Below are 24,490 nucleotides of genomic sequence, written 5' to 3'. Positions count from 1 at the left end.
CACCTAGCGACGTGAAATTTTCGCAACCCCAACATTCTTTTTGTTTATAATCTTTCATTTTCATATTCTCCTTATCTCCTCTATAACATTCGTCCTGGGTATATAGGTTCTATTTTGCTGTTTTTTCTCTGCTTTCCTTACATCTCCTAATAACCGTTGTAAGGACCCTATAATTGATTTATTATCTTTTACCCATATTGATATTATTTTTGTTGTTTCTGTCATATCCTTTGCAGTTCTTCTTTGGCGGCGTATAGATTGTAATTTAGTTGCTAGTCTCGCACGCTCTTTATATTTAACCGGGTCTATTTCCATTTTATGTAATATATCTTGCGTAGCTTCATCGCATTCTTTTAACATATCTCTGGCAATATCATACATTTGACATTGCTCTTCCATGTATGATAAAAAATCAGCTATTTTATCACTTATCATCTTTTGTATCCTCCTTTTCAATCACATTTTTTGCATACCACTTACAAACAAAACAATCTATTCCATCAGGAGCTTTGCCGCACAACGTAGGGCTCGGCACTTTCGGCGGCTTAGTGCATTTAGTTTTCAATTTTAACTTTCATCTCCTTTGCAAGCTGTTTTATTACGTCTCCCCCAAAACTATTTTGGGTTAACTTTATAAATTCTTGCACCGTCATTTTGTCGTTTTTAACATCAATGTTGTTATTATTCTTCGTAAATCGTAACTTCTACCCTGGGGTTTGCTTTATCAAAAGCAACCGTATCCACCAAACCCATTACATATTTCTGACTGTCGTTTGGTATAACTCCGGCGGTCTGCAGTGCGTCCAGTATATACTTTTTACCGGAGTATATATTGTCAAGGTCCCGTCGTCTGTCTTTCTCAACCCATAAAAATTCTATGTATACCGGCGTTTTTGCTTTGCCTATCCGCTGTTTCCGTATCTCAGAAATTATCTGAGTGTCAATCCGCTTCTTAAATGTCGCCGCCTTATATTTGTTGTGCCTGCATACGTTGATATAATCATTAAGGCTCGGCAGCCTGCCGCTTATCGTAAATTTTATCATCAATATTCCCCTAACATGTTATCATATAATTTCTTTTCTATTTCCTCATAATTAGTCTTGTTAGTATCCGTATAATTATTAAACTTGCTTTTAGCTACGCTGACAGTATTAGTCGTATTATTTTTAAGCGGATAGACTGACTTCCAGCTATTTTCAATTGATTGATTAAGTATTTCAATCTGTGTTTCTACGTCCCCCATTTTAGAAACTTTAGTGATGAGTAATTTTAATGCTTTGTCCGTCATAGGTGCCTTAATCATCTTTCGCATTTTTATAAATTCTCGCAATGTATCTTTTAATTCTTCATTTTCAACAAGAGAATCTATTATCTCATCATACCCGGTTTTCTTTCTTCTTTCTTTCTTTTTATTAGATGTAATATTAAATGTATTATTATATGTATTATTCTCTTTAACATTTTTGTTAATAGGTGGCGCACTTTTTTGTATAGGGGTCTTAACATTTTTGTTAACACCCCTTAACATTTCTATTGGTGGGGTATTATCATTTTTAATAATAGGGTCATAGCATTTTTGCTGAACAATTGTCTTGTTTCCAGTGATTGACAATTGTCTGCATTCAATTTCTTTTGTCCCGCTTTTATAAAAAATATTGCTTGTTAAATACCCCTTATCACAAAGCATTTTTATCCACCTAGAGACCGTAACGGTTGTTACGTTATATAAATCAGCAAAATATCTGTTTCCAGCCCAACAATAGCCTTTTTCGTTTGTCAGAGCCGTTATTTCTCCATACAATAGCTTCGCGTTGGCTGGCAACTTATCATCATACCTCACATCTGCCGGAATGATAGCATAATACGCTTTTTGTTCTTCCATTTTCTACACTCCCTTAAAATGGCAAGTCATTAGGTAAGTCGTCAAGCACCTCAAAATCATCAGCCGCCTTTTGAGGTGTTGAATTTTGTTGTTTAGGGCGACTGTAACCGTTATATTCATCTCTCGCCTTTTTTGTTTCACCAAAGTCTAGTTCATTCGCTATAACCTCAGTAACATAATTCTTTTTGCCGTCTTTCCCTTCCCATGTGCGAGTTGAAATTCGACCACCAACAATCACCATCATACCTTTATTGAAATATTTACCGAGGAACTCAGCCGCCTTGTTCCACGCTATGCAATTTATAAAATCCGTCTTTTGGCTGTCGCCATAACCGCTGGCGACAGCCACGTCAAAACTGCATACTGGCTTATTTGTGCTCGTGTATCTGAGTTCCGGGTCCCTGGTTAACCGACCCATTAATATTACTTTATTAATCATTTTTATTCTCCTTTTGAGATTTTTTTATATATAACTACAACCGAAAATTTTTCTAAAATCGTTCTCGCTCCAACCATATACTTCCATAGCCCTTATTTGGGCTATTTCTTGCAATTTAACTCTGATATAATAGTTTTGGTGTGCACTGTATTCCCCGAATATATGACATTTATTGTGGTGCAAATAAACCGTCAAACCATATTTTTCCGACGTATCACGCAGTGCACCGCCAAATATATGGTGCTTGTCTAAATGGTCTCCGCATTCGCTCATTTCGCATATATAACAATGCGATTTATCTTGTTGTATAATGCTATCCATTTATTTTTTCGGCTTCCCATAATGATTTTAGTTTTGAAATTTCGTCCGGGGTTATTGTCTGAATACCCTGTTCTCTGCAATCCTCAATTACGCTGTCTAATAATCTTGACATCTGTTTTGTATTGTATGTACTACTACCGTAGTAAAGATTTACGATTACAAAACCATCTTTATTAGATTCGTCCACCCTTTCGGCTATCCAGCCAACACCGTTCATCTGCCACCCTTTGATTAACGTATCGGCGGCACTTTCGTTAATTTCCGCAACACGATAAACGTTAGCATTTAAAATATGCTGACGGTATACAGATTCTTTGTCCACGCCTATTTTATCGGCTAATTTGCCGCATAATACCCATAGATAAGCGTTAGCATTCAGCGACCTTTTTTTACGGTGTTTTTTAAGCTCAATGTCTAATAACTTACATTGTGACAGCTCATCATAAGCGAGCTTTAAATCGTTTTTTTCATTGACGGCAAGTGTTAATTTGCACTCGCCGTCTAAAAATCCCATACTTACGTCCCTAATTGTTCCGGTCAATCTCATTTCTTATCCGCTCCAACTTTTTTAATTGACCCATCAAGCATTGTTATACATTTTTTAAAATTAGTATAATCAAATTCATTAAAATTCGAACATTTATAAAATTTAGAAATTTCCTGCTCTGTCGCATTTCTGCCGCACACGGTGTTATATTCCTCTAACTTTGCTTTTAAGGTGTTGACCGCTGCTATATTTATTGTCTTCGGCGGTTCATCAATCATATCATCAATCTGTTTTGCGATAGATTCATTCGTACGTTTTGCTGGTTTACTTTGGTTTAAAAGTGCATTTCCCAATTCTTCAGCACTGCACATACTAACATCAATACCTATCCCGAGATTGGCTAATGCTCTGCCCCAGGCGGACGTTTCGCAATTTTCTATGTATGAAGTTTTGTTAATAAAAGAACTTCCTGCGTCCTCGTAAGCATAACCCGTAGCAATCGGAAAACCGTCAGGGTTGTTAATTGTTGCACACATAACAACACGCTTTTCCGATAATTCCACGATAGTTGTTATCAATCCATAATTAGGATAATTTTTCCTGAACGCCTTTACTCGCTCATTAACAAGCACATACGGCTTGCCTTTTATATCTACAGTATTCAATTTTTCTTGTGACATATTATATTCCTCCTAATCGCTTATTTTCATATTCTTCGTCCAGCTTGTCATAATATCCATAGGGCAGTTCTTCCTCCGGCTCATCGGTCTCAACATAATTGCCACTGTAAAACAGCTCTAAAAACTCAGGAATAATCTCTTTAACAAACCAGTCAAAGTCAGGAGAATTTTCGTTGATTATCCCAATACCGCAGCGGTTCAGCGCATATGTAAGCCTATCCTCAGGCTCTATTATTTCTTTAGTTAATAAATTCTGTATCCTGTTCATATTTTCTCCTTTTCACAACTTGACAAATCTTTTATTATATGTTATATTGATATAGATTTCTTGTTATATATATTTTTTAGTCCGGTTTGTGGTTCCGCACAGCCGGACTTTTTATTTTTCTTTCTTTGATTTTTTTCTTCTACCGTTTGAGATGTTCTGCTACACTCTTCGTCAGCAAAGTCCCACTGCCGATTATCCGGCTTGATTACGACCTTGCGCACGTCCTCTTCAATAGGTGTTGTTTTTTCATAATCATCTACAACATTCAAAAAAGAAAAAAGTATCAGTATAATCGGGAATATGTAAAGTATAGGGTTAAAATCTAACGCTTTAAGCATTACTAATAACACCGTACCTACTGCCGCCGCTGATACTCTTATTATCCATTTATACATTTGACTTCACCTCCTTATAAATATTTAATATTTTAAAATTAGGGAAACTCGCTATAAATATTTGTTTCGCCTTTTCTGTTGATTTGGCGTCAACATTGCATAATCAATCTTAATCATAGGCACCCCATCATCAGGCATATAGCTATATTTAATTAGATATTTTTTCATAACCCCACCTCTTTTCATACGGCGCGATTTACTTGCCGTTTATTATTTTTTTCAATAAATTCAGGGTCTGACGATAATTTTTTATATTTTTCACAACAAAATTTAGCGAGAAAATTTATAAAATCGTCCGGTATCTTATCTATATCAATTGTATTTTCTACTACTTCAACCGATTTTTCTGTTGCTCTCATTTTTTATCACTTCTTTCTAATTCTATTTAATAAATATGTATTGAATCAACAAGCCTTTCTATAATGCCCTAAGCGGGACGATTTTCATGTTTTAAATTAATATTTTTTTTAGAATAATTTATTTTTTTTGCTTGCATTCCAGCAATAAATGTTGCAATTATAAAATTATCCTCTTCCGATGATTTTTTTATAAAATCAATTATTTCTTTTTTATAATTATCTTTGTTATACATATTGAACACCTCCATTCTCGACTTGACTAACTACATATTAACATTGATTTACTACATTGTCAAGAACTTTTTCTTGACTTACTACATTTTTTTTGATATGATAAATGCAACGAGGTGATACGATGAATTTATCAGATAGAATTAAAATTATAATTTCAGAAAACAGTTTAAAACAGAAAGAGTTTGCCAAAAGCATAAACGTCACAGAAAGTTATATTTCAAAATTACTACGTGGCGAAAGTGGGGTGTCAAACTCAACCGCTACTCTTATTGAAGAGTTATACGGTTATTCAATTGATTGGATATTGAACGGTTCCGAACCAAAGTTTAGCAAAAAAAACAATACCAAGGATTTTACGCCAATACAGAGAAAAATTATTTCTGATATAGAGCAAATGGATGAATCAGATTTAATAGCTGTAAAGGCATTTATTAAATCTTTGGATGCGTACAAAAGGTCATTTGATAAAAATGAGCAATAGTTAGCAATAAACAATATTATTTTTTAAGTATTATTATGTATATATCAATCCACGTAGGAAGGTGATATAATGACTATAAGCGAACGATTGAAATATGTCCGTAAAATGAGAGGTTTTACTCAAGAATCTTTAGCTGCCGCTATTGGAGCTTCTCGCGGTGTAATTACTAATATTGAATATGGAAAGGTTGAACCACAACCATTAGTGATACGTGCAATTTGTGAAACACTGCATATAAATGAACAATGGCTTATAAATGGAAATGGTGCAATGGAGACTCTTAACGAAACCGAAAAAAGTTCTCACATACTCTCTGAAATATATAATTCTGCTAAAGAACTGTCTAGTGAAGAACAAGACTTCATTTTAGATATGATTAAGACCTTTCAAAAACACCGTGAAAATATTACTGATGATAAGTAATAAATACCTCAATTCCATTAGAGCATAAAGAATAATATTTTTATGCTTTTTTGATATAAAAATTTGTAACCACTCCTTTATTTTTAAAATTACTCAACATATAATTTATTGTACGCATTTGTGTTTGCTTATTAAAATTATATACCCGTTTTGAGTATATGTCAATATAATAATTACTCAAATAACTTATATTATTTTTGGCAGTTTTACACAAACATACTTTTCACACTAACTTTATTATAAAAATGAGTTGACATTTACGTAAATCGAGTATATAATATTAATACCATATATATGGAGGGTGTAAAAAATGAATAGGTTAAAACAATTACGCACAGAACATGGATTAAGTATGAGGGAAGTTGCTAACCGTATTAATGTACCTTATACTACGTATGTTAATTATGAAAAGGGAATAAGAGACCCTAGCACGGAAGTATTAGCAAAGTTAGCAAAATTTTTTGAAACTACCGTTGATTATTTGTTAGGTATTAGTGATAATGTATCCGGTAATAATTTTAAACTGCCGGAAATTGAAGAAACTGAGAGCGGATTAATTTTTAGCTTTGGCGGTAATAATGAAAAAATTGAAATTTCGCCGGAAGATGCTAATAAGTTTAGAAAGATATTTGACAAAAAAATACCTAACCTTAATGATGAATATGAAGCTATTAGAATTAAAGGTGAAATTATTAAACTTCTGCAAACCGCAAATCTTAATATTCAACAGCTTAAAGATATAAAAGTTATTATAAATGCTTTAAGCAATGTGAACGAAGAATAGTTTTGGTATTTATTTCCTCTTTAAATTACATATTTTCCATGTTATAATATTATAAAAAATAGGGAGGAAATAACGTGGAAACAAATGATATTAAATCACTTAATAAGTTAGCCTACTCAATATTGAGTAAAGCTAATGTAGCAAAACTACCGGTAACAGCAGATTCAATTTTAGAAGCATATAAAATTGAATCTAAAACATACTCTGAAATAAAAGACGACAATATAAAAAATGCAATAGATTTTAATAAAAATACAACATTAATAAACAGCGGGGGAAATACAGTATTATTTTACAACGATAAAATAATACATAAAGATTACTTAATAATTAAATCTATTGCATTATTTCTTTTGGACGATAACAAAAAATTTGAGGGAATAGCTGAGATATTAACCCTTCTTATCATGACACCGCCTGTAGTTTTAACACGCATTGGAGTATTTGACGTAGAGGAAATAAGCGAACTATGCAATGTTCCGCCACATAAAATACACCAATATTATGATTTTTACAAAGACGTATATCCTGAGCCGGGAATCAAAACGTTAAAATTATTTAAGCCATTTATACGACAATGTAAAAAACAACTTAAATATAGTGTTATCCTAAAAACTTTTGCCGGGATTATAAAAAATCACGCATATAAAAAACTTCAAAACGAGACAGACCAAAAATACATAAATATGCGAGAAAAATGCGAAGTTGTCTACGTAAAGCATAAAGATAAAATATATCACGGTCACATATGTGAGAGTATAATTGACGAGATAGATGTTGATATTTCAAATCTTTACGAAGAAAAGAAGCATAAACATAGACCGTGCCCCTTATGTTTTGATTTAAGCAAAAAATAAACTAGTAAAAAGTCACATATACTCATATTATGTGACTTTTTTACTGTTTTTTTATCTAAACATTTGTATATTATTGACATAATAACTCGTTAGACTTATAATTCATTTATTGTATGTGTAATAAAAATGGGCGTGAAAATGAGTGAACAACAAGCATTTTTGAAAATATAACATAATAGGAGCGTAATACGATGTCAACAAATAGAGCCGTAATATATGCCCGATATTCAAGCAATAAGCAGACAGAACAATCCATTGAGGGACAGTTAAGGGATTGTTACTCATATGCAGAAAAACATGATATAACTATTATTGGAGAATATATTGACCGCGCTTTATCCGCTAAGACGGATAATAGACCGGAATTCCAAAGAATGATAAAAGATAGTGCAAATGGGGCGTTTAACATAATCATTGTATGGAAGTTGGATAGATTTTCACGAAACAGATATGATTCTGCTGCCTATAAAGTAAAATTGAAAAAAAACGGGGTTAAGATAATTTCAGCGATGGAAAACATATCTGATAACCCTGAAGGAATATTAGTTGAAAGTCTGCTTGAAGGTATAGCAGAATATTATTCCGCCGACCTTTCAGAAAAAGTAAACAGAGGAATGCGAGAAACAGCGTTAAAATGTCATTCAACAGGTGCCCCGGTTCCTTTAGGGTATAAAATAGAAGACAAAAAATATATAGTAAATGAAATTGAATCACCAGTAGTAAAAAAAATATTTACTATGTATGCAGATGGGTTCAGCGCAAAAGATATTTGCGATTATCTAAACGAACACGGTTTTAAAACTCGTAGAGGCGGTCAATTTAATAAAAACAGTCTACGCACCATGCTTACAAACAGAAAATATATAGGTATCTATAAGTATAAAGATATAGAAATACCTGGCGGAATACCGCAAATAATAGATAATGAATTATTTGAAAAGGTGGGAAAAATGATGATAAAAAATAAGCGAAACGCAGCCGCAAGCAAACCAAAAGAAAAATATCTATTAAGCGGAAAAGTAATTTGTGGTTTATGCGGAGACAAAATGAACGGAGAATCCGGGAAAAACAAAAGCGGTCGTGTATATAGATATTATAAATGTGGCAAGCAGAAACGCAATAAAAACGATTGTCCAAAACATACTATTGATAAATATTACCTTGAAGACACAGTAATAAATGCAGTAAGGTCAATTGTATGTAATGATAAAATAATTGATAGAATAGCAAAAAAAGCCGTAGAAGCCCAAATGTATGACGACACACCCCAAATAATAAATTCGCTTGAGCAAAAATTAAGTGAGACAGAAAAACAGATTGAAAATATATTAAAAGCAATAGAATCAGGAATCTTTACAATTTCGGTAAAAGATAGATTACTTGAACTTGAGAAAACAAAGGATATACTAAAAAGCGAAATAATAAAAGAAAAAAATGACAATCCATTTTTGGATTATGATACTATAAAATTTATTTTGTCGCAATACTCCAACGGAGATTTTAAAGATGAGAAGTTCAGGCAAAAACTTGTTGATGTGTTAATCTATAAAGTGATTGTATTTGACGATAAAATTTACATATTATACAACTTTTCGAAAGATGACAATACAAAAGACCGCTACGAAGATATTATAAAATTGATAGAAAAATCGACTGCCGCGCAAAATGGCTCACCAAATGTTAAGAGAATGAGACAAGCCCTTTGTTATTATGGAGTTTGTCTCATTTTTGTTTATTCGTTAAAATGTTTTTTATAACTTGTCAGACACCTTGATTATTTTAGGTTTTTCTACTTAATCAAGGTGTCTGTTTTTTTAGTCTTTTTTCCTTAAAATCTTAATATTATAGGAGTTAAAAAAACTGTATACATATTTATAGGCATACATCCACTAAATATTTTGTATTAAGTGGCAGCTCTCTTGCTGAACTGCAAATTATGCACAGCTCACTTGAAATGGTAAGACATAATATTAACATTTATCAACAAGCCTTAATAAAAGATTTTTTAAATTGAAATCCTTTAGATATTAATGCAAATGTTATAGAGGAAAAAAATCAATAAAAATGAAAGAAGGAAAAAATATCATAAAATATATTTTTTGTATTGTAGCAAAATAATATTTATGGTATATTTAATTTGTTGATTATTTTGTTTAGGGAAAAATTTAATAAAATAAGTTTTGTGTGCTTTGTCGGTTCAAGTTCGACCTTAAGACCATTATAAATACACAAGGTGTAAATCTTTTTATTAAGGTTTGAACCTTTTCTATTATAATTGCTTTAACACAATAGAAGTATATAAAAAATATTCTTAATTTGGAGGAACATATTATGAGCGATAAATTAAAAATTAAAATGTACGCATTTACAGTAGACTGTAAGGAACCTTACGAATTAGCAAAGTTTTATGCGGATTTGCTTAAGTGGGAAATAGTATTCAATGACGATAACTATGCTTGCGTGGGCGCTCCTGGAACGGAACAAGGCGCGTATCCCGGGATAACTTTTCAAAAAAATACCGATTATCAACCGCCTGTATGGCCGGCGGAGCCTGACGCACAGCAGACTATGGCGCATTTGGATTTCGCTGTTAATGATTTGGAAAAGTCTGTTCAATATGCGATTGATTGCGGAGCCATCCCCGCAAGCAAACAATTCTCTGATGGCTGGAGAGTTATGCTTGACCCTGAAGGACACCCGTTTTGCTTATGCCAAATGAAGTCATTAATTGAAAGCGCCAATTTTGCCTTGCTGTAAAATTTACGGTATAACAAAAACTCTTGAGTATAAATACCAATTTTAATATGTTGATATAATATCAGAGAGAAGTATGAAATTAATATATTATAAATTCTATCAGTCGGTACTCTTCTTAATTAATTGGGAAGAAACGAATTAAAGTTGTTTTATAAATAACTCACGGAGTGTTATACAATACACAATTCCGGTGTTTTATAACCTATATGTTTTTTATATAAAACATTGTTTTGCTTATGTAAAACATGAGAGTGCAGTCAAAAGTGCGGTCAAGGACAAATACTTATTTTATTTTTTGTATAATGAAAAATAAGAAAAGCCCAATTATGAGCAGAATTCAAAAAGTTAGACAAAAATCTAATAATTTGAATGCGCTTCATTTTTGGGCTTTTTCTATATTATAAAAATTAATTTTTCCAGCGTTCAAGTGTAGAAAGATAGGCTTGTAACTCTTTTCTTGCTGTGTCAGCAGTGAAATCTTCCCCTGTTTCTTTGTTCCATTCTTTGAGATATTTAAGGTTGCTTTCAATCATTTCATCAAGAGTTATATCATTTGTGAACGCTCCGTTTTGATAACAATAAGCGCAGTATTTCCGCGTTATGCTTCCGTCAGATTCAGTTCCCATTTGTTCCGGTGTTTCAAGCGGCATACCGCAGCTTTGACATATCGGAAATTCATTCATATAAAAACTCCCCTTTTATATATGCTTATTTATTTTATTCAGCCGGCACTGCCTGGTATCTTCCCATAAATAGTATGTCGCCGCTCTGATTGTCCATTATTATAAACGTAAACGGTTTATCTATTGTGAAGTCAACCGGTTCAGGCGGTAGAGCAGAACCAGCCATTCCTATTGAGGTCACAGCTGCAGCTTCGGTTCCCCTTTCATCAACATTTATAAACGTCTTATGAATTACTTCATTAACAAACACATTTGCGCCCAAAGGCAGATTTATAAACATATTTTTAAAGTCAGCCGTATTTTGGTTAAACGCCGTATTGATTCCCAGTTGTTTTAACAAGCAGTCACCGTTTGTACTGCCGATTTTCTCATCATATTCTATCTTAAATTTCGGTATAGACAGATTTATATAATTAGAACTCAGTTTTGATAGATAATTATCATAATCGATATTTCCGCCGTTATCCATACTGATATACATCGACGTTTTGTTTCCTTTGTATGGAAGCTCCACTATTTGAACATTTTCGTCGGCATATGTGTCATAATAACCTCTATCATTCATAAAATCAGTCTCGGTCCGCGTGCCGTCTGCATTGTTAAAAACAGATTTGGCTGTATTCTCAGTCATAAATTCATACTGCCATGGAGCTTTAAAGTATACGGCATTTATCAGTTCTGCCAAAAAGCCGCTGTCTTCTATTATAGTGGGTATTTTTCCATTTGTCTTTTCTGACGTCCAGCCGTTAATTCTTTCAACAGCATCATCGTTGTTTACTGTTTCAGAAGTGCCGTAATAGCTGTCTTTTACAATGGCTTCAAAGTCAGGACTAAACGCCGCGTCGCTTCCTGCGTAATAATCTTTATTCAGCCATATAGAATTTGCAATATTAAATTCAACGCTCTTGCCGTTTCTTAATTCGTTAGAAAGTTTTTTGTATTCTTCAAATTCAGCGTCGCTATAGTCACCGTTGTTTAATTTGTCAGAGAGCTCATTGTAGCGTGCATAATCAAAACCGCCGCTGTATTTTTCAATCAATGCTTTTGTTGCGGCATTAAATTCGTTTAAGTCTTTGATTTTTAGAGTGTCGAGTATTTCAGCCTTTGTTTCGCCGTCAGCGCCGTTGGCAGCCATAGCCAAAGCGGTTTTTACCGAAAGCGGCGAAAACATATAGTTCTTGCTCTTGTCCATTTTGCTGTTCATATTGTAGGCAAAAGCGTTTTGACTTTCCGGATTTGCTGTTGGAACCGGAGCGGATGAAACCACCGGGTGGTTATTAATATTCCCGTCTATAAGCAAGAGGTACATCGTTTCATTGTTTGTCAGCTTTAATCCCATCGCCAAATCTATTACAACCGACGCGTCTCTTCTTGTTATGAATTGTTCAGGCTCATAATCAGGAATCAATGATAAAAGACCAAGTTCATAAGCATTTGTCAAATACTCTTCAGGGGTTTTAGCCGTGCTGATATCCAGTCCGTTTTTATAGTCTATAAGTTTAACAGTCGCTGTGATATAATCAATAAACTTTACTTTTTCGGATTGGTTAAAGGTATTTGTGTTTGAGGCCAATATACCCAATTCATACAGGTGGTTAACAGCAGTGTCCGCATATGAGCCGTTTTGCTCTGCAGCCGTGTACGGCTTGTATCCGTCGGCGCGTGCCAAAATAACTGCCATTTCGCTGTTGATTAATTCATCGAAAGGTCTGAACGTGCCTGTGTCGTCGCCCATGATAATCCCGGAATCTGTTAGTCTTTCAAGAGCTGCATTGAGATTTGTGTCACCGTAATCAGCATCACTGAAGGTTAAGGCGAAAGCGGAAATATGTAATATTGATAACAAAAATATTACGGATAATACAGTAGAGATAAGTTTTTTCATATTATCACTCCTTAAAATTTGGTTATATATTTTAGACTCTTATAAATATATTAGGTTCCCGAAATATGGAAAATAAGCAAACTATTTTTGCCCGGTTAATTCTTTGATTTTTAATATTTGTCCTGAGAACGGCGGCATATTTACTGAAATATTTGTGTTTCTGTCTTCGGTTATTTCTGCCTTTATTTCAGTGGTTCCGGTTTTTATACTGCCGCTGTAAATATCAGCCTCAGTGTTTATTATAAGTTCTAGGCTGATTTCATTTTCTATCTCAAACTCAAATTCTTCAACGGGCACATCGGAAAAGTTGAGAAAAACAATGTATCTGCCGTCTTCGCCGCAGCCTCGTTCGTATATTGCCAGCGCTCTGTCTTTGGTTCCCATTTTGTGCCATGTGAAAGACTTGCTGTTATACTCGCTGTTATAGAGCGCAGAAGTGTTTACATATACACGGCTGATGTCGCGTATGTATCGCATAAATGAATCATGAAGAGGATATTTCTTTAAAAACCAGTCCTGTTCGCGCTTTTCATCCCATTCTCTGAACTGACCGATTTCGTTTCCCATAAAATTCAATTTCTTTCCCGGGTGGGTGTACATATACATATATAAAAGTCTTGCCTGAGGAAATTTTTGTTCATAACTTCCCCACATTTTTTGAATAATTGTAGCTTTTCCGTGAACAACCTCATCATGGGACAGAGGAAGCAAATAAAGCTCATTGTAGAAATATGCCATAGAGAATGTGAGCTTGTTTATGCTTTTTGTTCGGTATAAAGGCGGAAGTTTAAAAAATTCCAGGGTGTCATTCATCCAGCCCATGTCCCATTTGTAGTCAAAGCCAAGACCGTCATATTCAACGGGAGCGGTAACTTTAAGATAATTTGTACTGTCCTCGGCAATCAGCATTATTCCTTTATGACGTTTTTTGAGTCCCTGGTTCATTGTTTGTATAAATTTTATGGCGCACTCGTTCACGCCGCGTTTCACATCGCCGAGCCAAAATATTGCTCTTGATACCGCGTCCATTCTGAGACCGTCAAAATGGTATTCCTTCAGCCAATAATTGGCGGCGGACTGGAGAAAACTCCGAACCTCGCCCCTGCCAAAGTTGAAATTATAACTTCCCCATTCGCTGCACCCCACATGGTCGCTGGGATATTCATACAAGGCTTGTCCGTCAAATTTGCCGAGACCATATCCGTCAACCGCAAAATGGATAGGAACAAAATCTAAAATAACTCCGATATCGTTATTATGAAGGTGATTTATCATCTGCATCAGTTCCGCAGGGGTTCCGTATCTTGATGTGGGGCTGTAAAAACAGGTGTTTTGATAACCCCAGGATTCATCTGCCGGGTGTTCGGTTATTGGCATAAGTTCCACATGTGTATATCCGTTTTCTTTTAAATATGGAACCAGCATTTCTCCGGTTTCAGTATAAGTGTACCATGAACCGTCCTCTTTTTGCCGCCATGAAGCAAGATGAAGTTCATATATATTAACCGGGTTGTTATAGCCCACGTCACGCTTAGCCATCCATTCATCATCAGTAAACTTAAACTCATCCAGTTCACGTATAATAGATGCTGAACCCGGTCTTAGCTCCATGCCGAATCCGTATGGGTCAGAATGTTCAACAAATTCGTCAGGAGTGGAATAGACCCGGTATTTATACATCATATTGGGTTTTACATCGACAAAAGTTCCTTCAAAAAAATTACTGTTTTTAGGCCTTATAAGGTCGTATTCGAGCCAGCCGTTGAATTCTCCTATTAATGTCACACGCACGGCACGAGGAGCATACACTCTGAATGTATACCCTGAATCTGCTTTGTGTGCGCCCAAATATGTATAATCATCAAAGGAGTTGCCGTCATAAAAATCTTTTAGGTTAAATAATTGATTTTCCATATATATTATTTATACAGCTGTATGCTGTATTTCCTCCTCTCGCTTTTAATTATTATATAAAATTATTTTAAATTAAGAAAAGCGGAAGATACTGTGTTTCCGCTTTAGTGTGTATAAAACATGTTAAAAAAAGATAATTTTATTTATAAAAACGCCATAATAGACATTTGTCTATTATGGCTATATTATAGTATATATTTATATATTTTTCAAGCGACAATATAAATTATTTGTATATTATCGCAAAAACTGAGATATTTATTTTCAAATTTCCTATATTTATAAGTTGTTACTAAAGATATTTAATACATCATGTCCAATATCCGAAGCTCTTTGCATATAACCCCATATAATATATATTATTTTACTTATAATAGGTGTTTGAACCATTTAATTATTACTCAAAAGACTGGTGTTGTAGTGAACATCGGAAGGGCGCATTTATGCATCGCGTTAGGTGGGCTATAATCTGAACACGCAGTGTTCAATATATCAAGAAAATATTTATAAAAATTAACTTTGTATGTGACTCCATATAATATATATTATTTTACTTATAATAGGTGTTTGTACCATTTAATTATTACACAAAAGACTGGGTTTGTAGTGAACATCGGTAGGGCGCATTTATGCGCCTCGTTAGGTGAGCTATCATCTGAACACGCAGTGTTCAATATATCAAGTAAATATTCATAAAAATTAACTTTGTATGTGACCCCATATAAAAAATTTTATTATTACATAATAGGGTGTTTGAACCATTTCTTTTTCTCGCAAGAAAAAGAAACGCTTCACCAAAGAAAAAGTGCTTGCTCGCTTAGGTCGCCTGCGGCTCCAAGGGGCGCTCACACTCCGCTCATTTCACCATGAAGCATGGCTTCATGATGAAAAAAGCCCCGTAACTTCCCGTTGACTTTGTGAACTGCCGTGAATAAAGATGTTCCGAGTTCTAATTGATTTATTTATCAGAAAAGCAAGATTTTCCTTTTAAATTAATTCACAAAAAACTGGTTTTTCAGTGAACATCGGTAGGTGTGACCCCACCTGTGAAGGTGGGTGTGAGCTTTAATAACTCTTTATCCATAAACCTTCAATGTCAATAATATGAATACTCAAACGCGGCATAACCGCCTTGTTAGGTGAGCTATCATCTGAACACGCAGTGTTCAATATATAAGTCATTATATTATACTAAACTAATTATTTTTATTTTCATCTTTAAATTGTTTTTGTATTCCTAAAATATCATTAATTAAATATATCATATTATTTTGTAAGACAGGTTCTAAATTAAAGAACAATCTTATCAGTTTATCCAAGTCTTGATTTGTTGCAAAATCGTTATTTTGAAACGCAAAATAACGAGGGCATTGAGTATAATTACATTTTAAGCATTTATCTTTATAATTTTTATCAATACAACAGAGTAAAAAATCGCATTCGTTACAACAGCACGGCACAGGATTTCCGCCTTTATAAAAATATTTTCCATTCCCTAAACAATCTTTCCCTAAGTTTCCGGGGGTTAAAACTATTCCTGTTACATCAATAATCATTTGCGACACTCCATTACTTATATTTAATTCCACATGACATGACTTATATTCTACATGCCATTCCATGGCAACAAATAAAAAAATCAAATATAATATAATTAATTTAAAAGTAAATAGGGAGAAAACGAAATGTTTGAGGATTATATAAGAGAAAGAATAACAGAATTGAGAATGAGAAAAAATGTATCAGAAAGATGTATGAGTTTAGATATGGGACGTTCACAAGGATATATAAATCATATAACATCAGGAAAAGCAATGCCATCCATGAGCGAATTTTTTGAAATATGTAGATATTTGGGAATAACGCCATACGAATTTTTTAATGAAAATATAAGGTACCCTGAAAAAATACATAAAATAATAGAAGGAATAAATAAACTTAATGAAAAGGATACAGAACTGATAATTAATCTTATAGAAAGTTATAAAGATAATAATAAAAGATATTAACAAATCCGCGACTGCGCACCTAACGAGGCGCATAAATGCGCCCTGCCGATGTTTGCCAAAACAACAGTTTTATTAGAGAAAATAAATAATATATCGGAATATCTTTATTCACGGCAGTTCACAAAGTCAACGGGTAAGTTACAAGGCTTTTTTCATCATGAAGCCATGCTTCATGGTGAAATGAGCGGGGTGCGAGCGCCCCTTGGAGCCGTTAGGCGACCTAAGCGAGCAGTACTTTTTCTTTGGTGAAGCGTTTCTTTTTCTTACGAGAAAAAGAAATGGTTCAAACACCTATTATAAGTAAAATAATAAATATTATATGGGGTCATATACAAAGAAAAATAATAAGTGTATTGAATTTTCAACTGAATATAAGTATCTAGGATTATCAATATCTTATTTCAGAAAATTAAGAAGATTAACCCAACAACAGCTTGCAGATAGAATGAATATAAATTATGAGACAATAAGCAGAATAGAAAACGGATATACAGGAATTTCGTCAGATATGTTATTTTCGTTGTCGAAAGCACTTGAAGTGCCGTTAAGCGAATTGTTTGAACATGCAAAATTATAATATTAACAATTCCGCGACTGCGCACCTAACGAGGCGCATAAATGCGCCCTACCGCTGTTTGCCAAAACAACAGTTTTTATTAGAGAAAATAAATAATATATCGGAATATCTTTATTCACGGCAGTTCACAAAGTCAACGGGAAAGTAGTAGGGCTTTTTTCATCATGAAGCCATGCTTCATGGTGAAATGAGCGGGGTGCGAGCGCCCCTTGGAGCCGCAGGCGACCTAAGCGAGCAAGCACTTTTTCTTTGGTGAAGCGTTTCTTTTTCTTGCCAGAAAAAGAAATGGTTCATACACCTTATTATGTAATAATAAATTTTTTTATATGGGGTCATATACAAAGTTAATTATAATAAATAGTTTCTTTATATATTGAACACTGCGTGTTCAGATGATAGCTCACCTAACGAGGCGCATAAATGCGCCCTTCCGATGTTCACTACATACCCATTCTTTTGTGTAATAATTAAATGGTTTGGTTTTTAACATAATGGTTTAATATATTAATATTTTAGTAGAATTATAGAGTATTATAAAATCTTATATTTAATTTTTATCAAAAACATGTTATAATTATATTGAAATGTAAATAAAGGAGTGGTCATTATGTTTACCCTCGCTCATAAAATTAAATATAAGTTAACTCAATTTTTGGCCGCTCTGCCATTTGGCAGGAGACGCTGTATAATTTGCGGCAAAAAATCTCTCTATTTTTTACCTTGCGGTCAAAATGAGGATATATTTCAAAAGATAAATATTATCGGCGGCGGATGGAGAAAAAACTGTAAGTGTCCTCATTGTAAGTCTTTAGACAGATATCGGTGGACATGGTATGTTATCGTGAATTTTACAGACATTTTATCAACTGAATGTAAAGTTCTGCATATAGCCCCTGAACCGCAAATAGCCCAAAAGATAAAAAAGATAAATCCGAATTGTACTTACATAACCGGTGATTTAGCTAAAGGGCGCGCAGACTATATTATGGATATAACAAATCTTCCCGTTGAGAGTAATACATTTGACTACGTGATTATCAATCATGTTTTGGAACATATTTCTGACGAAAATGCTGCGCTCTCAGAAATAAAACGAGTATTAAAACCGGACGGAAAATTTTTGTTTTCTATTCCTATTGCGAAAGACAGAAAAACTTTTGAGGATAAAACAATCACTTCCTCCGCTTCCAGAATTAAAGCCTTTGGTCAAGACGATCATTGCCGGCTTTACGGCAATGATGTTTTAAAACATTTTGAATCTTTTGGATTTAAAATACAAATATACACCCCTCAAGAATTATTAGAACCCTCTAATATCAAGAAATTGGGCTTTCTTCCCGATGACAGGCTGTTTTCAGCGGAATTAAACAAATCAAGTGAATTTGCAGATAATAATTTTCAGAACATTTTGTTGTAATATTAAGATAAGGCAGATAAAAATAGTGATTTTGATTACAAGTCACTATATAAGTTTTTATTTAAGATATAAAACAAATTTCATATTATAAAAAACTTATTTATTAAAAGCAAATAGAAACAATATTACGGCTTCAATAATACATTTACTAAATTCTTACATCATAAAATTCATAATAAATTACTAACTGTATCTAATTTTTAAAAATAATTTTACATACCTCAACAGCAGGACAGCATATTACTGACCTGCTGTTTTTATATACACTGCTTATTTTATAATAATATCTAAAAAATCATAGATATATTTCGGTTCCATATAAAGAGCCTCGCACAACCTGGTAAATCTAAGAGCTTTTTTTGCCTCATCAAATAAATCCGGTAGGTATTCAACACAATCGCTGTCTTTATAAACCTTTACTGCATACGACGTGTAACTGCCAATGTCTATATGATGGTAGCTTTCTTTTTCATATGTATATCTATATATCATACCGCAGACTGTCCCCGCCGGCACACATTCTTATTTTTCGAGTGTATATTATGATACATAATTCTATAAATATCAAAAACATTGATGTATTTTAAATAAAACTTTAAATCAAAACTTTCTAAATACACTTACTTCGCATCCTTAGTCAACCTTAAATGTTTACAATATCCATTTCTCTGTTTGGATCCATATCCGGAACTACATAGCCGTTAGCTATTAATTTATCTACAAAATCATCTATTTTGACATCAAATATTTTTAATATATTAATAAAATTTAATACTGTTGGAACACATCTTCCATTTTCTAAATTTGCATACTGCCTGCAGGAGATTCTGCATATCTCAGCCATAACCTCCTGACTTATTTCATATTCTGACCTTATTTCATATAAAAGCCCGCCAAATGTTGATTTAACTATCTTTTCCATTTCAATATTGTTCATTAAATTCACTCCTGATAAAATATAGAATAATTTTATCAGAATTTGCCATATTTTAACAGGTAACACGTTTCAGAAAAACGCTTTTAGATAACGAAATATATTCACTTAATTTGATAAAATATATTCAAAATATATAAAAGGCAAAAATTAGTCCATTATATGAATGCAAAAAATCATTTCATTAAAAATAAGATACTATAAAAAATTTTATTTTCCCGATTAATATTTATAATATGTAAACCACAGCTAAAAGCTGTGGTTTAAAAACTTTAACTTATTTTCTCAGCCTGCATTTTATTGAATCAGAAAAAATGCGTTTTCACTCGGCGGCAAACCGGGTTCGGTTTGTTTTGCCAATATTGCGTCTCCTTTAGTAATTGTCACATTAACCGGAACATTTACACTCCAGTTTCCGCAAACATCAACTGCCGTATAAACTTGAGTTCCGTCAGAAAATGTCACTGTTATTTCAGCCCCCGGAACACCGGTGCCGTTTACACCCCTGTAACATTCACTTACAGACGTAATGACCGGACGCTGACTACGCTCCTCCCGAGTATTATAAACCTTAAAATTCTGAATCGGGAGCCCATTAACTGTTATTGAACCATTATTAGACACAATAACATCATACATCTTATTATCCAGCTTATAACCGTCAGGCGCTATTGTTTCTCTCATGGTATATATTCCCGGAACAAGTGTGCCAAAGTCTACATTGCCATTATAATCCGAAACCGCTCTTGCGCCATTTGAAAGTCTAAATTCTGCCCCTACAAGTCCTAATGTGCCGTTTTGGTCAGTCTTTTTAAAAGTTAGTCCTTCAGACGGCTGATTTTCTATTTTAAATTCACCCATAGGAATTCCATTGATTGTTATTTTACCACAATTAGATACTTCGACATAATAAATCCGTGTATTCGGCACGTATCCACCCGGGACGCTGCTTTCAACCAAGGTGTATTTTCCCGGAGACAGATTGTTAAATCTAACTGTGCCATTAATACCGGATACCGCTTTCTGACCATCAGACAACGTAAATACGGCGCCCTGTACTGGCAAACCTGTTACGGAATTAACTTTTAAAAAAGATAATGATATAAGCGGATTATTACATAACTCACCGCATTCTGAACTCTTTCCGTCTATTATTACCTTTCCGTTTGGTTCAACTATTATCTGATGAACCTTGTCATCCAACTGGTATCCGTCAGCTGCTGATACTTCCGCCAATTGGTAGCACCCCGGCATAATTGACGAAAAATTCAGCGAACCATCTGTACCTGATGTTACAGTTTCAATTACTTTTCCATTCTTGCATATTGCATAAGACGCCCCGGATATTGGTTCGCCGGTTACACAATTACGGACATAAATAGTAAACGAAACATCTTCAGGCTGGTTGCACGGATAATTGCCGCACTGACAGCATGCTTTACAGCAATGACAGTTTGGACAGCGTGCTTGACGACGATAACATACATTACAAAGTGTTGACATATTACTACCCCCTCATTTCCATATTATGTCTATCCTCCATTTTTCGTTCTTTTTTTCTTAAAAAATCTACATTATTTTATGCCATATCCATATTATAAAAAAGTAACCTATTTACTATAAAGCTCTTAGACAAATAAAAAAGAACACATTTCATGTAATGATCAATCACAAATAAAACATGTTCTTTTTATCTTTATTCTTTGCAAAATGGCTAAATTTCACATAACATAAACAAACAAAATCTGAACAGAAGAACTTTATTTTTTCATTCCCCTTTAAAAAATAACACAACTCCTCTAAACGTTAAATTCAATCCTTATGACAATATTTTGACATTCCGCAGCTGTCGCATCCACATCCGCAAGAACCTTTGCCGCGTTTTTTCTTCCTGACCAAGTGTATTACTATTGCAGACACAATGGCCAAAAGAATAATTGAAACTATTATTGTTGAAATCATAAAACCACCTCTAAACTCTCATAACTTTTCTGTTAACCTTTAAGGTATTTGATTCTTTTCCGGGTCTGAACAGCAGATATATGAATGCTGAAATAATCAATAGAGCTGTCACCGTCCACACACCAAACTCTCCGCCCGTGAACAAGTTTCCGATTTGATAAATTGCAAGGGCTGCAGTATAAGCAAATACCGTCTGGTATCCGATTGCAAACCAAGTCCATTTAGCGCTGTTCATCTCGCGCTTAATAGCTCCTATTGCTGCAAAACACGGCGCGCAAAGCAAATTAAACACTAAGAAAGAGTAAGCTGCTATCGCGGTATAGCTTGCAGCTAAGGAGCCCCAAATCTCTGCTCCGTCTTCTGCAACTTCGCCAAACCCATATAAAACTCCGAAAGTTCCGACAACATTCTCTTTCGCAATCAAACCTGTAACAGCGGCAACAGCGGCTTTCCAGTCACCCCATCCAAGAGGCGCAAATATTGGGGCGATAACTCCGCCTATCTTTGCAAGCACTGAGTTATTTAAGTCTTCTACCATTCCAAAGCTTCCATCCTCAAATCCAAAGCCCTGAAGGAACCATAGAACTATGGTTGACAGCAATATTATTGTTCCGGCTTTCTTTATAAACGACCAGCCGCGTTCCCACATACTTCTTAAAACATTTGTCACTGTCGGCAGATGATACTGCGGCAGCTCCATAACAAACGGAGCCGGATCCCCGGAAAACATCTTTGTCTTTTTAAGAATAATACCTGAAACCACAATAGCCGCTATACCAACAAAATAGGCGCTTGGTGCAACCCACCATGCCCCGCCGAACAGAGCTCCTGCTATCAATGCTATAATCGGCAGCTTAGCTCCGCAGGGTATAAATGTGGTAGTCATTATAGTCATCTTCCTGTCGCGGTCATTCTCGATAGTTCGTGAGGCCATAATACCCGGAACACCACAACCGCTTCCTATCAGCATAGGTATAAACGATTTGCCTGACAAACCAAACTTTCTAAAAATTCTATCCATAATAAATGCAATTCTTGCCATATATCCGCAGCCTTCTAAAAACGCAAGGAATATAAACAATACAAGCATCTGAGGCACAAATCCAAGAACAGCTCCGACTCCGGCAACTATACCTTCAAGGATAAGACTGTTTATCCAATCAGCGGTACCTATTGCATTTAGCAGGTTTTCCAACAAAACCGGTATTCCCGGAACCCAAATGCCAAATAAATTCCAGCCTTCGCCAAAAACACCGTCATTTGCCCAGTCAGTGGCCCAAGCACCTACAGTGGTTACCGACACATAATACACTATCAACATAACAACAGCGAAAATCGGCAGTGCCAGCCAGCGGTTTGTTACCACTCTGTCTATTTTATCAGAAGCTGTAAGCTTTTTCTTCTTATTTTTCTTATAACATCCGCCAATAATTGACGATATGTACTTGTATCTGGCGTCTGTGATAATACTTTCAGCGTCATCATCCAATTCTTTTTCAGCTTTAGACACTATATCCGAGACATCAGGAACTATATTCATTAAATTCCTAATTTTATTATCGCCCTCAAAAAGCTTTATAGCATAGAATCTCTTTTGTTCATCAGGAACATTTATACCAATTCTTTTTTCGATTTCTGACAGCCACTCTTCAAGACGGTTGTCAAAACTATGTAATATCTTAACGCCGCTGTTTCTTTTCGCTGTCTTTACAGCTTTCTCCGCGGCTTCCTTTACTCCATTTCCTTTCAAAGCCGAAACCGGAACTACTTCGCATCCCAGCTCTTTTCCCAGCTTACCGAAATCTATTGTATCGCCGCTCTTTTCAACTACGTCCATCATGTTAACAGCGACAACAACAGGAATTCCAAGTTCAATAAGCTGAGTTGTCAAATATAAATTACGCTCAATATTACTGCCGTCTACGATATTCAAAATCACATCAGGATTATCATTAATCAAATAGTTTCTAGCTACCACCTCTTCAAGAGTATACGGAGAAAGCGAATATATTCCAGGCAAATCCATAATACCTACATCTTTATGGCCTTTTAGCTTTCCCTCTTTTTTCTCAACAGTTACTCCCGGCCAGTTTCCCACAAACTGGTTCGCACCCGTAAGGGCATTGAACATTGTTGTTTTCCCGGAATTAGGATTTCCGGCAAGCGCAATTTTTATTGACATCTGCATTTACCTCCTATATTACAACCGTTTGAACCGGCTGCAACCAAATAATTTTAGTTTACTTCAATCATTTCGGCGTCTGACTTTCTGATAGAAAGCTCGTAGCCCCTAACCGAAATTTCAACCGGATCCCCCAGCGGAGCCAGTTTGCGGACAAAAACATCAGTTCCTTTAGTTATACCCATGTCCATAATTCTTCTCTTAACCGCACCTTCTCCGCGGAGCTTTGAAATTCTGACAGTCTCCCCAACTTTCGCGTCTCTTAACGTTCTCATTTTAACATCTCCTTTTAATTTTTAAACCATGATTCTGTTTGCCATTGATTTATCAATAGCTATCCTGGTATCTTTAACATTGATAATCATATTGCCTGATAACTCAGAAACGACAGTTATTTCTGCCCCCTCAACGAATCCCAGATTTTGAAGAAACCTTCTGACTTCATCCTTACCGCCCACTTTTATAACCCTCTTCTTTTCACCAATCACAGCCATAGATAAAGGCATCATGGTTCCCCTCCTTTCAAAAAATATCTTATTTTTATTATATTTAAATTGAT

At 34.7% G+C, this 24,490-nt stretch carries 31 protein-coding genes; 9 read left to right on the top strand and 22 right to left on the bottom strand.

From position 1 onward, the window contains the following. Positions 1-60: 60 nt before the first annotated feature. The 11 genes from B9O19_RS08785 to B9O19_RS11715 form a co-directional block, all read right to left on the bottom strand. Positions 61-435, bottom strand: a complete 375-nt coding sequence (locus B9O19_RS08785) for a hypothetical protein (protein ID WP_102366066.1) — start codon at positions 433-435, stop codon at positions 61-63. Further along, entirely contained in the window at positions 425-565 is a 141-nt protein-coding gene (locus B9O19_RS11725) for a hypothetical protein (protein WP_158648966.1), read from the bottom strand. The genes B9O19_RS08785 and B9O19_RS11725 overlap by 11 nt, the downstream gene beginning before the upstream one ends. 116 nt (positions 566-681) lie before the next feature. Beyond that, complete coding sequence (locus B9O19_RS08780) at positions 682-1,044, bottom strand: RusA family crossover junction endodeoxyribonuclease (RefSeq protein WP_102366065.1); 363 nt, start codon at positions 1,042-1,044, stop codon at positions 682-684. Then, complete coding sequence (locus tag B9O19_RS08775) at positions 1,044-1,883, bottom strand: helix-turn-helix domain-containing protein (RefSeq protein ID WP_102366064.1); 840 nt, start codon at positions 1,881-1,883, stop codon at positions 1,044-1,046. Before B9O19_RS08775 ends, B9O19_RS08780 begins: the two co-directional genes overlap by 1 nt. A 13-nt stretch (positions 1,884-1,896) precedes the next feature. Beyond that, positions 1,897-2,322 carry a single-stranded DNA-binding protein gene (locus B9O19_RS08770; protein ID WP_320691049.1) on the bottom strand — a complete coding sequence of 142 codons (426 nt, stop codon included), beginning with the start codon at positions 2,320-2,322 and terminating at the stop codon, positions 1,897-1,899. A gap of 313 nt (positions 2,323-2,635) precedes the next feature. After that, on the bottom strand, positions 2,636-3,190 hold the full coding sequence (locus B9O19_RS08760) for a hypothetical protein (protein ID WP_102366062.1): 555 nt from the start codon (positions 3,188-3,190) through the stop codon (positions 2,636-2,638). Then, the gene (locus tag B9O19_RS08755; RefSeq protein ID WP_102366061.1) at positions 3,187-3,810 is read right to left on the bottom strand and encodes a hypothetical protein; all 624 of its coding nucleotides are present in this window, start codon (positions 3,808-3,810) and stop codon (positions 3,187-3,189) included. Before B9O19_RS08755 ends, B9O19_RS08760 begins: the two co-directional genes overlap by 4 nt. Before the next feature lies 1 nt (position 3,811). Next, positions 3,812-4,078 carry a hypothetical protein gene (locus B9O19_RS08750; protein ID WP_102366060.1) on the bottom strand — a complete coding sequence of 89 codons (267 nt, stop codon included), beginning with the start codon at positions 4,076-4,078 and terminating at the stop codon, positions 3,812-3,814. Positions 4,079-4,119: 41 nt separating this feature from the next. Continuing rightward, positions 4,120-4,473: a hypothetical protein gene (locus B9O19_RS08745; protein WP_102366059.1), complete on the bottom strand. Its 354-nt coding sequence runs from the start codon at positions 4,471-4,473 to the stop codon at positions 4,120-4,122. Positions 4,474-4,655: 182 nt separating this feature from the next. Continuing rightward, the gene (locus tag B9O19_RS11720) at positions 4,656-4,832 is read right to left on the bottom strand and encodes a hypothetical protein (protein WP_158648965.1); all 177 of its coding nucleotides are present in this window, start codon (positions 4,830-4,832) and stop codon (positions 4,656-4,658) included. Positions 4,833-4,900: 68 nt separating this feature from the next. Further along, on the bottom strand, positions 4,901-5,065 hold the full coding sequence (locus B9O19_RS11715) for a hypothetical protein (RefSeq protein ID WP_158648964.1): 165 nt from the start codon (positions 5,063-5,065) through the stop codon (positions 4,901-4,903). Positions 5,066-5,187: 122 nt separating this feature from the next. Between B9O19_RS11715 and B9O19_RS08740 the strand changes: the two genes are divergently transcribed. The 6 genes from B9O19_RS08740 to B9O19_RS08715 all read left to right on the top strand — a co-directional run bounded on the left by B9O19_RS08740 (position 5,188) and on the right by B9O19_RS08715 (position 10,368). Further along, the gene (locus B9O19_RS08740; RefSeq protein ID WP_102366058.1) at positions 5,188-5,547 is read left to right on the top strand and encodes a helix-turn-helix domain-containing protein; all 360 of its coding nucleotides are present in this window, start codon (positions 5,188-5,190) and stop codon (positions 5,545-5,547) included. 69 nt (positions 5,548-5,616) lie between these two features. After that, entirely contained in the window at positions 5,617-5,970 is a 354-nt protein-coding gene (locus B9O19_RS08735) for a helix-turn-helix domain-containing protein (protein ID WP_102366057.1), read from the top strand. 310 nt (positions 5,971-6,280) lie between these two features. Next, positions 6,281-6,754 carry a helix-turn-helix domain-containing protein gene (locus B9O19_RS08730; RefSeq protein ID WP_102366056.1) on the top strand — a complete coding sequence of 158 codons (474 nt, stop codon included), beginning with the start codon at positions 6,281-6,283 and terminating at the stop codon, positions 6,752-6,754. 74 nt (positions 6,755-6,828) lie between these two features. Next, on the top strand, positions 6,829-7,611 hold the full coding sequence (locus tag B9O19_RS08725; protein ID WP_102366055.1) for a hypothetical protein: 783 nt from the start codon (positions 6,829-6,831) through the stop codon (positions 7,609-7,611). Between the two features lie 191 nt (positions 7,612-7,802). After that, on the top strand, positions 7,803-9,368 hold the full coding sequence (locus B9O19_RS08720) for a recombinase family protein (RefSeq protein WP_102366054.1): 1,566 nt from the start codon (positions 7,803-7,805) through the stop codon (positions 9,366-9,368). A 574-nt stretch (positions 9,369-9,942) separates the two neighbouring features. Further along, positions 9,943-10,368, top strand: coding sequence for a VOC family protein (locus tag B9O19_RS08715; RefSeq protein WP_102366053.1), 426 nt, complete (start codon positions 9,943-9,945; stop codon positions 10,366-10,368). 407 nt (positions 10,369-10,775) lie between these two features. Here the strand turns inward: B9O19_RS08715 and B9O19_RS08710 are convergent, their stop codons facing one another. The 4 genes from B9O19_RS08710 to B9O19_RS08695 form a co-directional block, all read right to left on the bottom strand. Next, positions 10,776-11,051: a zinc ribbon domain-containing protein gene (locus B9O19_RS08710; RefSeq protein ID WP_102366052.1), complete on the bottom strand. Its 276-nt coding sequence runs from the start codon at positions 11,049-11,051 to the stop codon at positions 10,776-10,778. 34 nt (positions 11,052-11,085) lie between these two features. After that, on the bottom strand, positions 11,086-12,936 hold the full coding sequence (locus B9O19_RS08705) for a serpin family protein (protein WP_102366051.1): 1,851 nt from the start codon (positions 12,934-12,936) through the stop codon (positions 11,086-11,088). Positions 12,937-13,017: 81 nt separating this feature from the next. Beyond that, positions 13,018-14,850, bottom strand: coding sequence for a 1,4-alpha-glucan branching protein GlgB (gene glgB, locus B9O19_RS08700; protein ID WP_102366050.1), 1,833 nt, complete (start codon positions 14,848-14,850; stop codon positions 13,018-13,020). Positions 14,851-16,046: 1,196 nt separating this feature from the next. After that, positions 16,047-16,406, bottom strand: coding sequence for a hypothetical protein (locus B9O19_RS08695; RefSeq protein ID WP_102366049.1), 360 nt, complete (start codon positions 16,404-16,406; stop codon positions 16,047-16,049). 129 nt (positions 16,407-16,535) lie between these two features. Between B9O19_RS08695 and B9O19_RS08690 the strand changes: the two genes are divergently transcribed. The 3 genes from B9O19_RS08690 (at position 16,536) to B9O19_RS08675 (ending at position 18,853) form a co-directional block, all read left to right on the top strand. Further along, entirely contained in the window at positions 16,536-16,859 is a 324-nt protein-coding gene (locus B9O19_RS08690) for a helix-turn-helix domain-containing protein (RefSeq protein WP_102366048.1), read from the top strand. 319 nt (positions 16,860-17,178) lie between these two features. Beyond that, complete coding sequence (locus tag B9O19_RS08680; protein ID WP_102366047.1) at positions 17,179-17,436, top strand: helix-turn-helix domain-containing protein; 258 nt, start codon at positions 17,179-17,181, stop codon at positions 17,434-17,436. 607 nt (positions 17,437-18,043) lie between these two features. Continuing rightward, positions 18,044-18,853 carry a class I SAM-dependent methyltransferase gene (locus B9O19_RS08675; RefSeq protein ID WP_102366046.1) on the top strand — a complete coding sequence of 270 codons (810 nt, stop codon included), beginning with the start codon at positions 18,044-18,046 and terminating at the stop codon, positions 18,851-18,853. 270 nt (positions 18,854-19,123) lie between these two features. Here the strand turns inward: B9O19_RS08675 and B9O19_RS08670 are convergent, their stop codons facing one another. The 7 genes from B9O19_RS08670 to B9O19_RS08640 form a co-directional block, all read right to left on the bottom strand. Then, complete coding sequence (locus tag B9O19_RS08670; protein WP_102366045.1) at positions 19,124-19,345, bottom strand: hypothetical protein; 222 nt, start codon at positions 19,343-19,345, stop codon at positions 19,124-19,126. A gap of 151 nt (positions 19,346-19,496) precedes the next feature. Next, a complete protein-coding gene (locus B9O19_RS08665) occupies positions 19,497-19,790 on the bottom strand; it encodes a helix-turn-helix transcriptional regulator (RefSeq protein ID WP_102366044.1) in 294 nt (97 codons plus the stop codon). Between the two features lie 294 nt (positions 19,791-20,084). Then, entirely contained in the window at positions 20,085-21,290 is a 1,206-nt protein-coding gene (locus B9O19_RS08660) for an MSCRAMM family protein (RefSeq protein WP_102366043.1), read from the bottom strand. Between the two features lie 309 nt (positions 21,291-21,599). Beyond that, positions 21,600-21,749, bottom strand: coding sequence for a FeoB-associated Cys-rich membrane protein (locus tag B9O19_RS08655; RefSeq protein ID WP_102366042.1), 150 nt, complete (start codon positions 21,747-21,749; stop codon positions 21,600-21,602). 10 nt (positions 21,750-21,759) lie between these two features. Beyond that, a complete protein-coding gene (gene feoB / locus B9O19_RS08650) occupies positions 21,760-23,931 on the bottom strand; it encodes a ferrous iron transport protein B (protein ID WP_102366041.1) in 2,172 nt (723 codons plus the stop codon). A gap of 53 nt (positions 23,932-23,984) precedes the next feature. Next, the gene (locus B9O19_RS08645; protein ID WP_102366040.1) at positions 23,985-24,206 is read right to left on the bottom strand and encodes a FeoA family protein; all 222 of its coding nucleotides are present in this window, start codon (positions 24,204-24,206) and stop codon (positions 23,985-23,987) included. 21 nt (positions 24,207-24,227) lie between these two features. After that, complete coding sequence (locus B9O19_RS08640) at positions 24,228-24,440, bottom strand: FeoA family protein (RefSeq protein WP_102366039.1); 213 nt, start codon at positions 24,438-24,440, stop codon at positions 24,228-24,230. Positions 24,441-24,490: the final 50 nt, after the last annotated feature.

The sequence above is a fragment of the Monoglobus pectinilyticus genome (genome assembly GCF_002874775.1).
In the GTDB taxonomy this organism is placed as follows: Bacteria; Bacillota; Clostridia; order Monoglobales; family Monoglobaceae; genus Monoglobus; species Monoglobus pectinilyticus.
The sequence above is the reverse complement of the archived record's forward strand: the minus strand, read 5'-3'. Positions and strand labels throughout refer to the sequence as shown.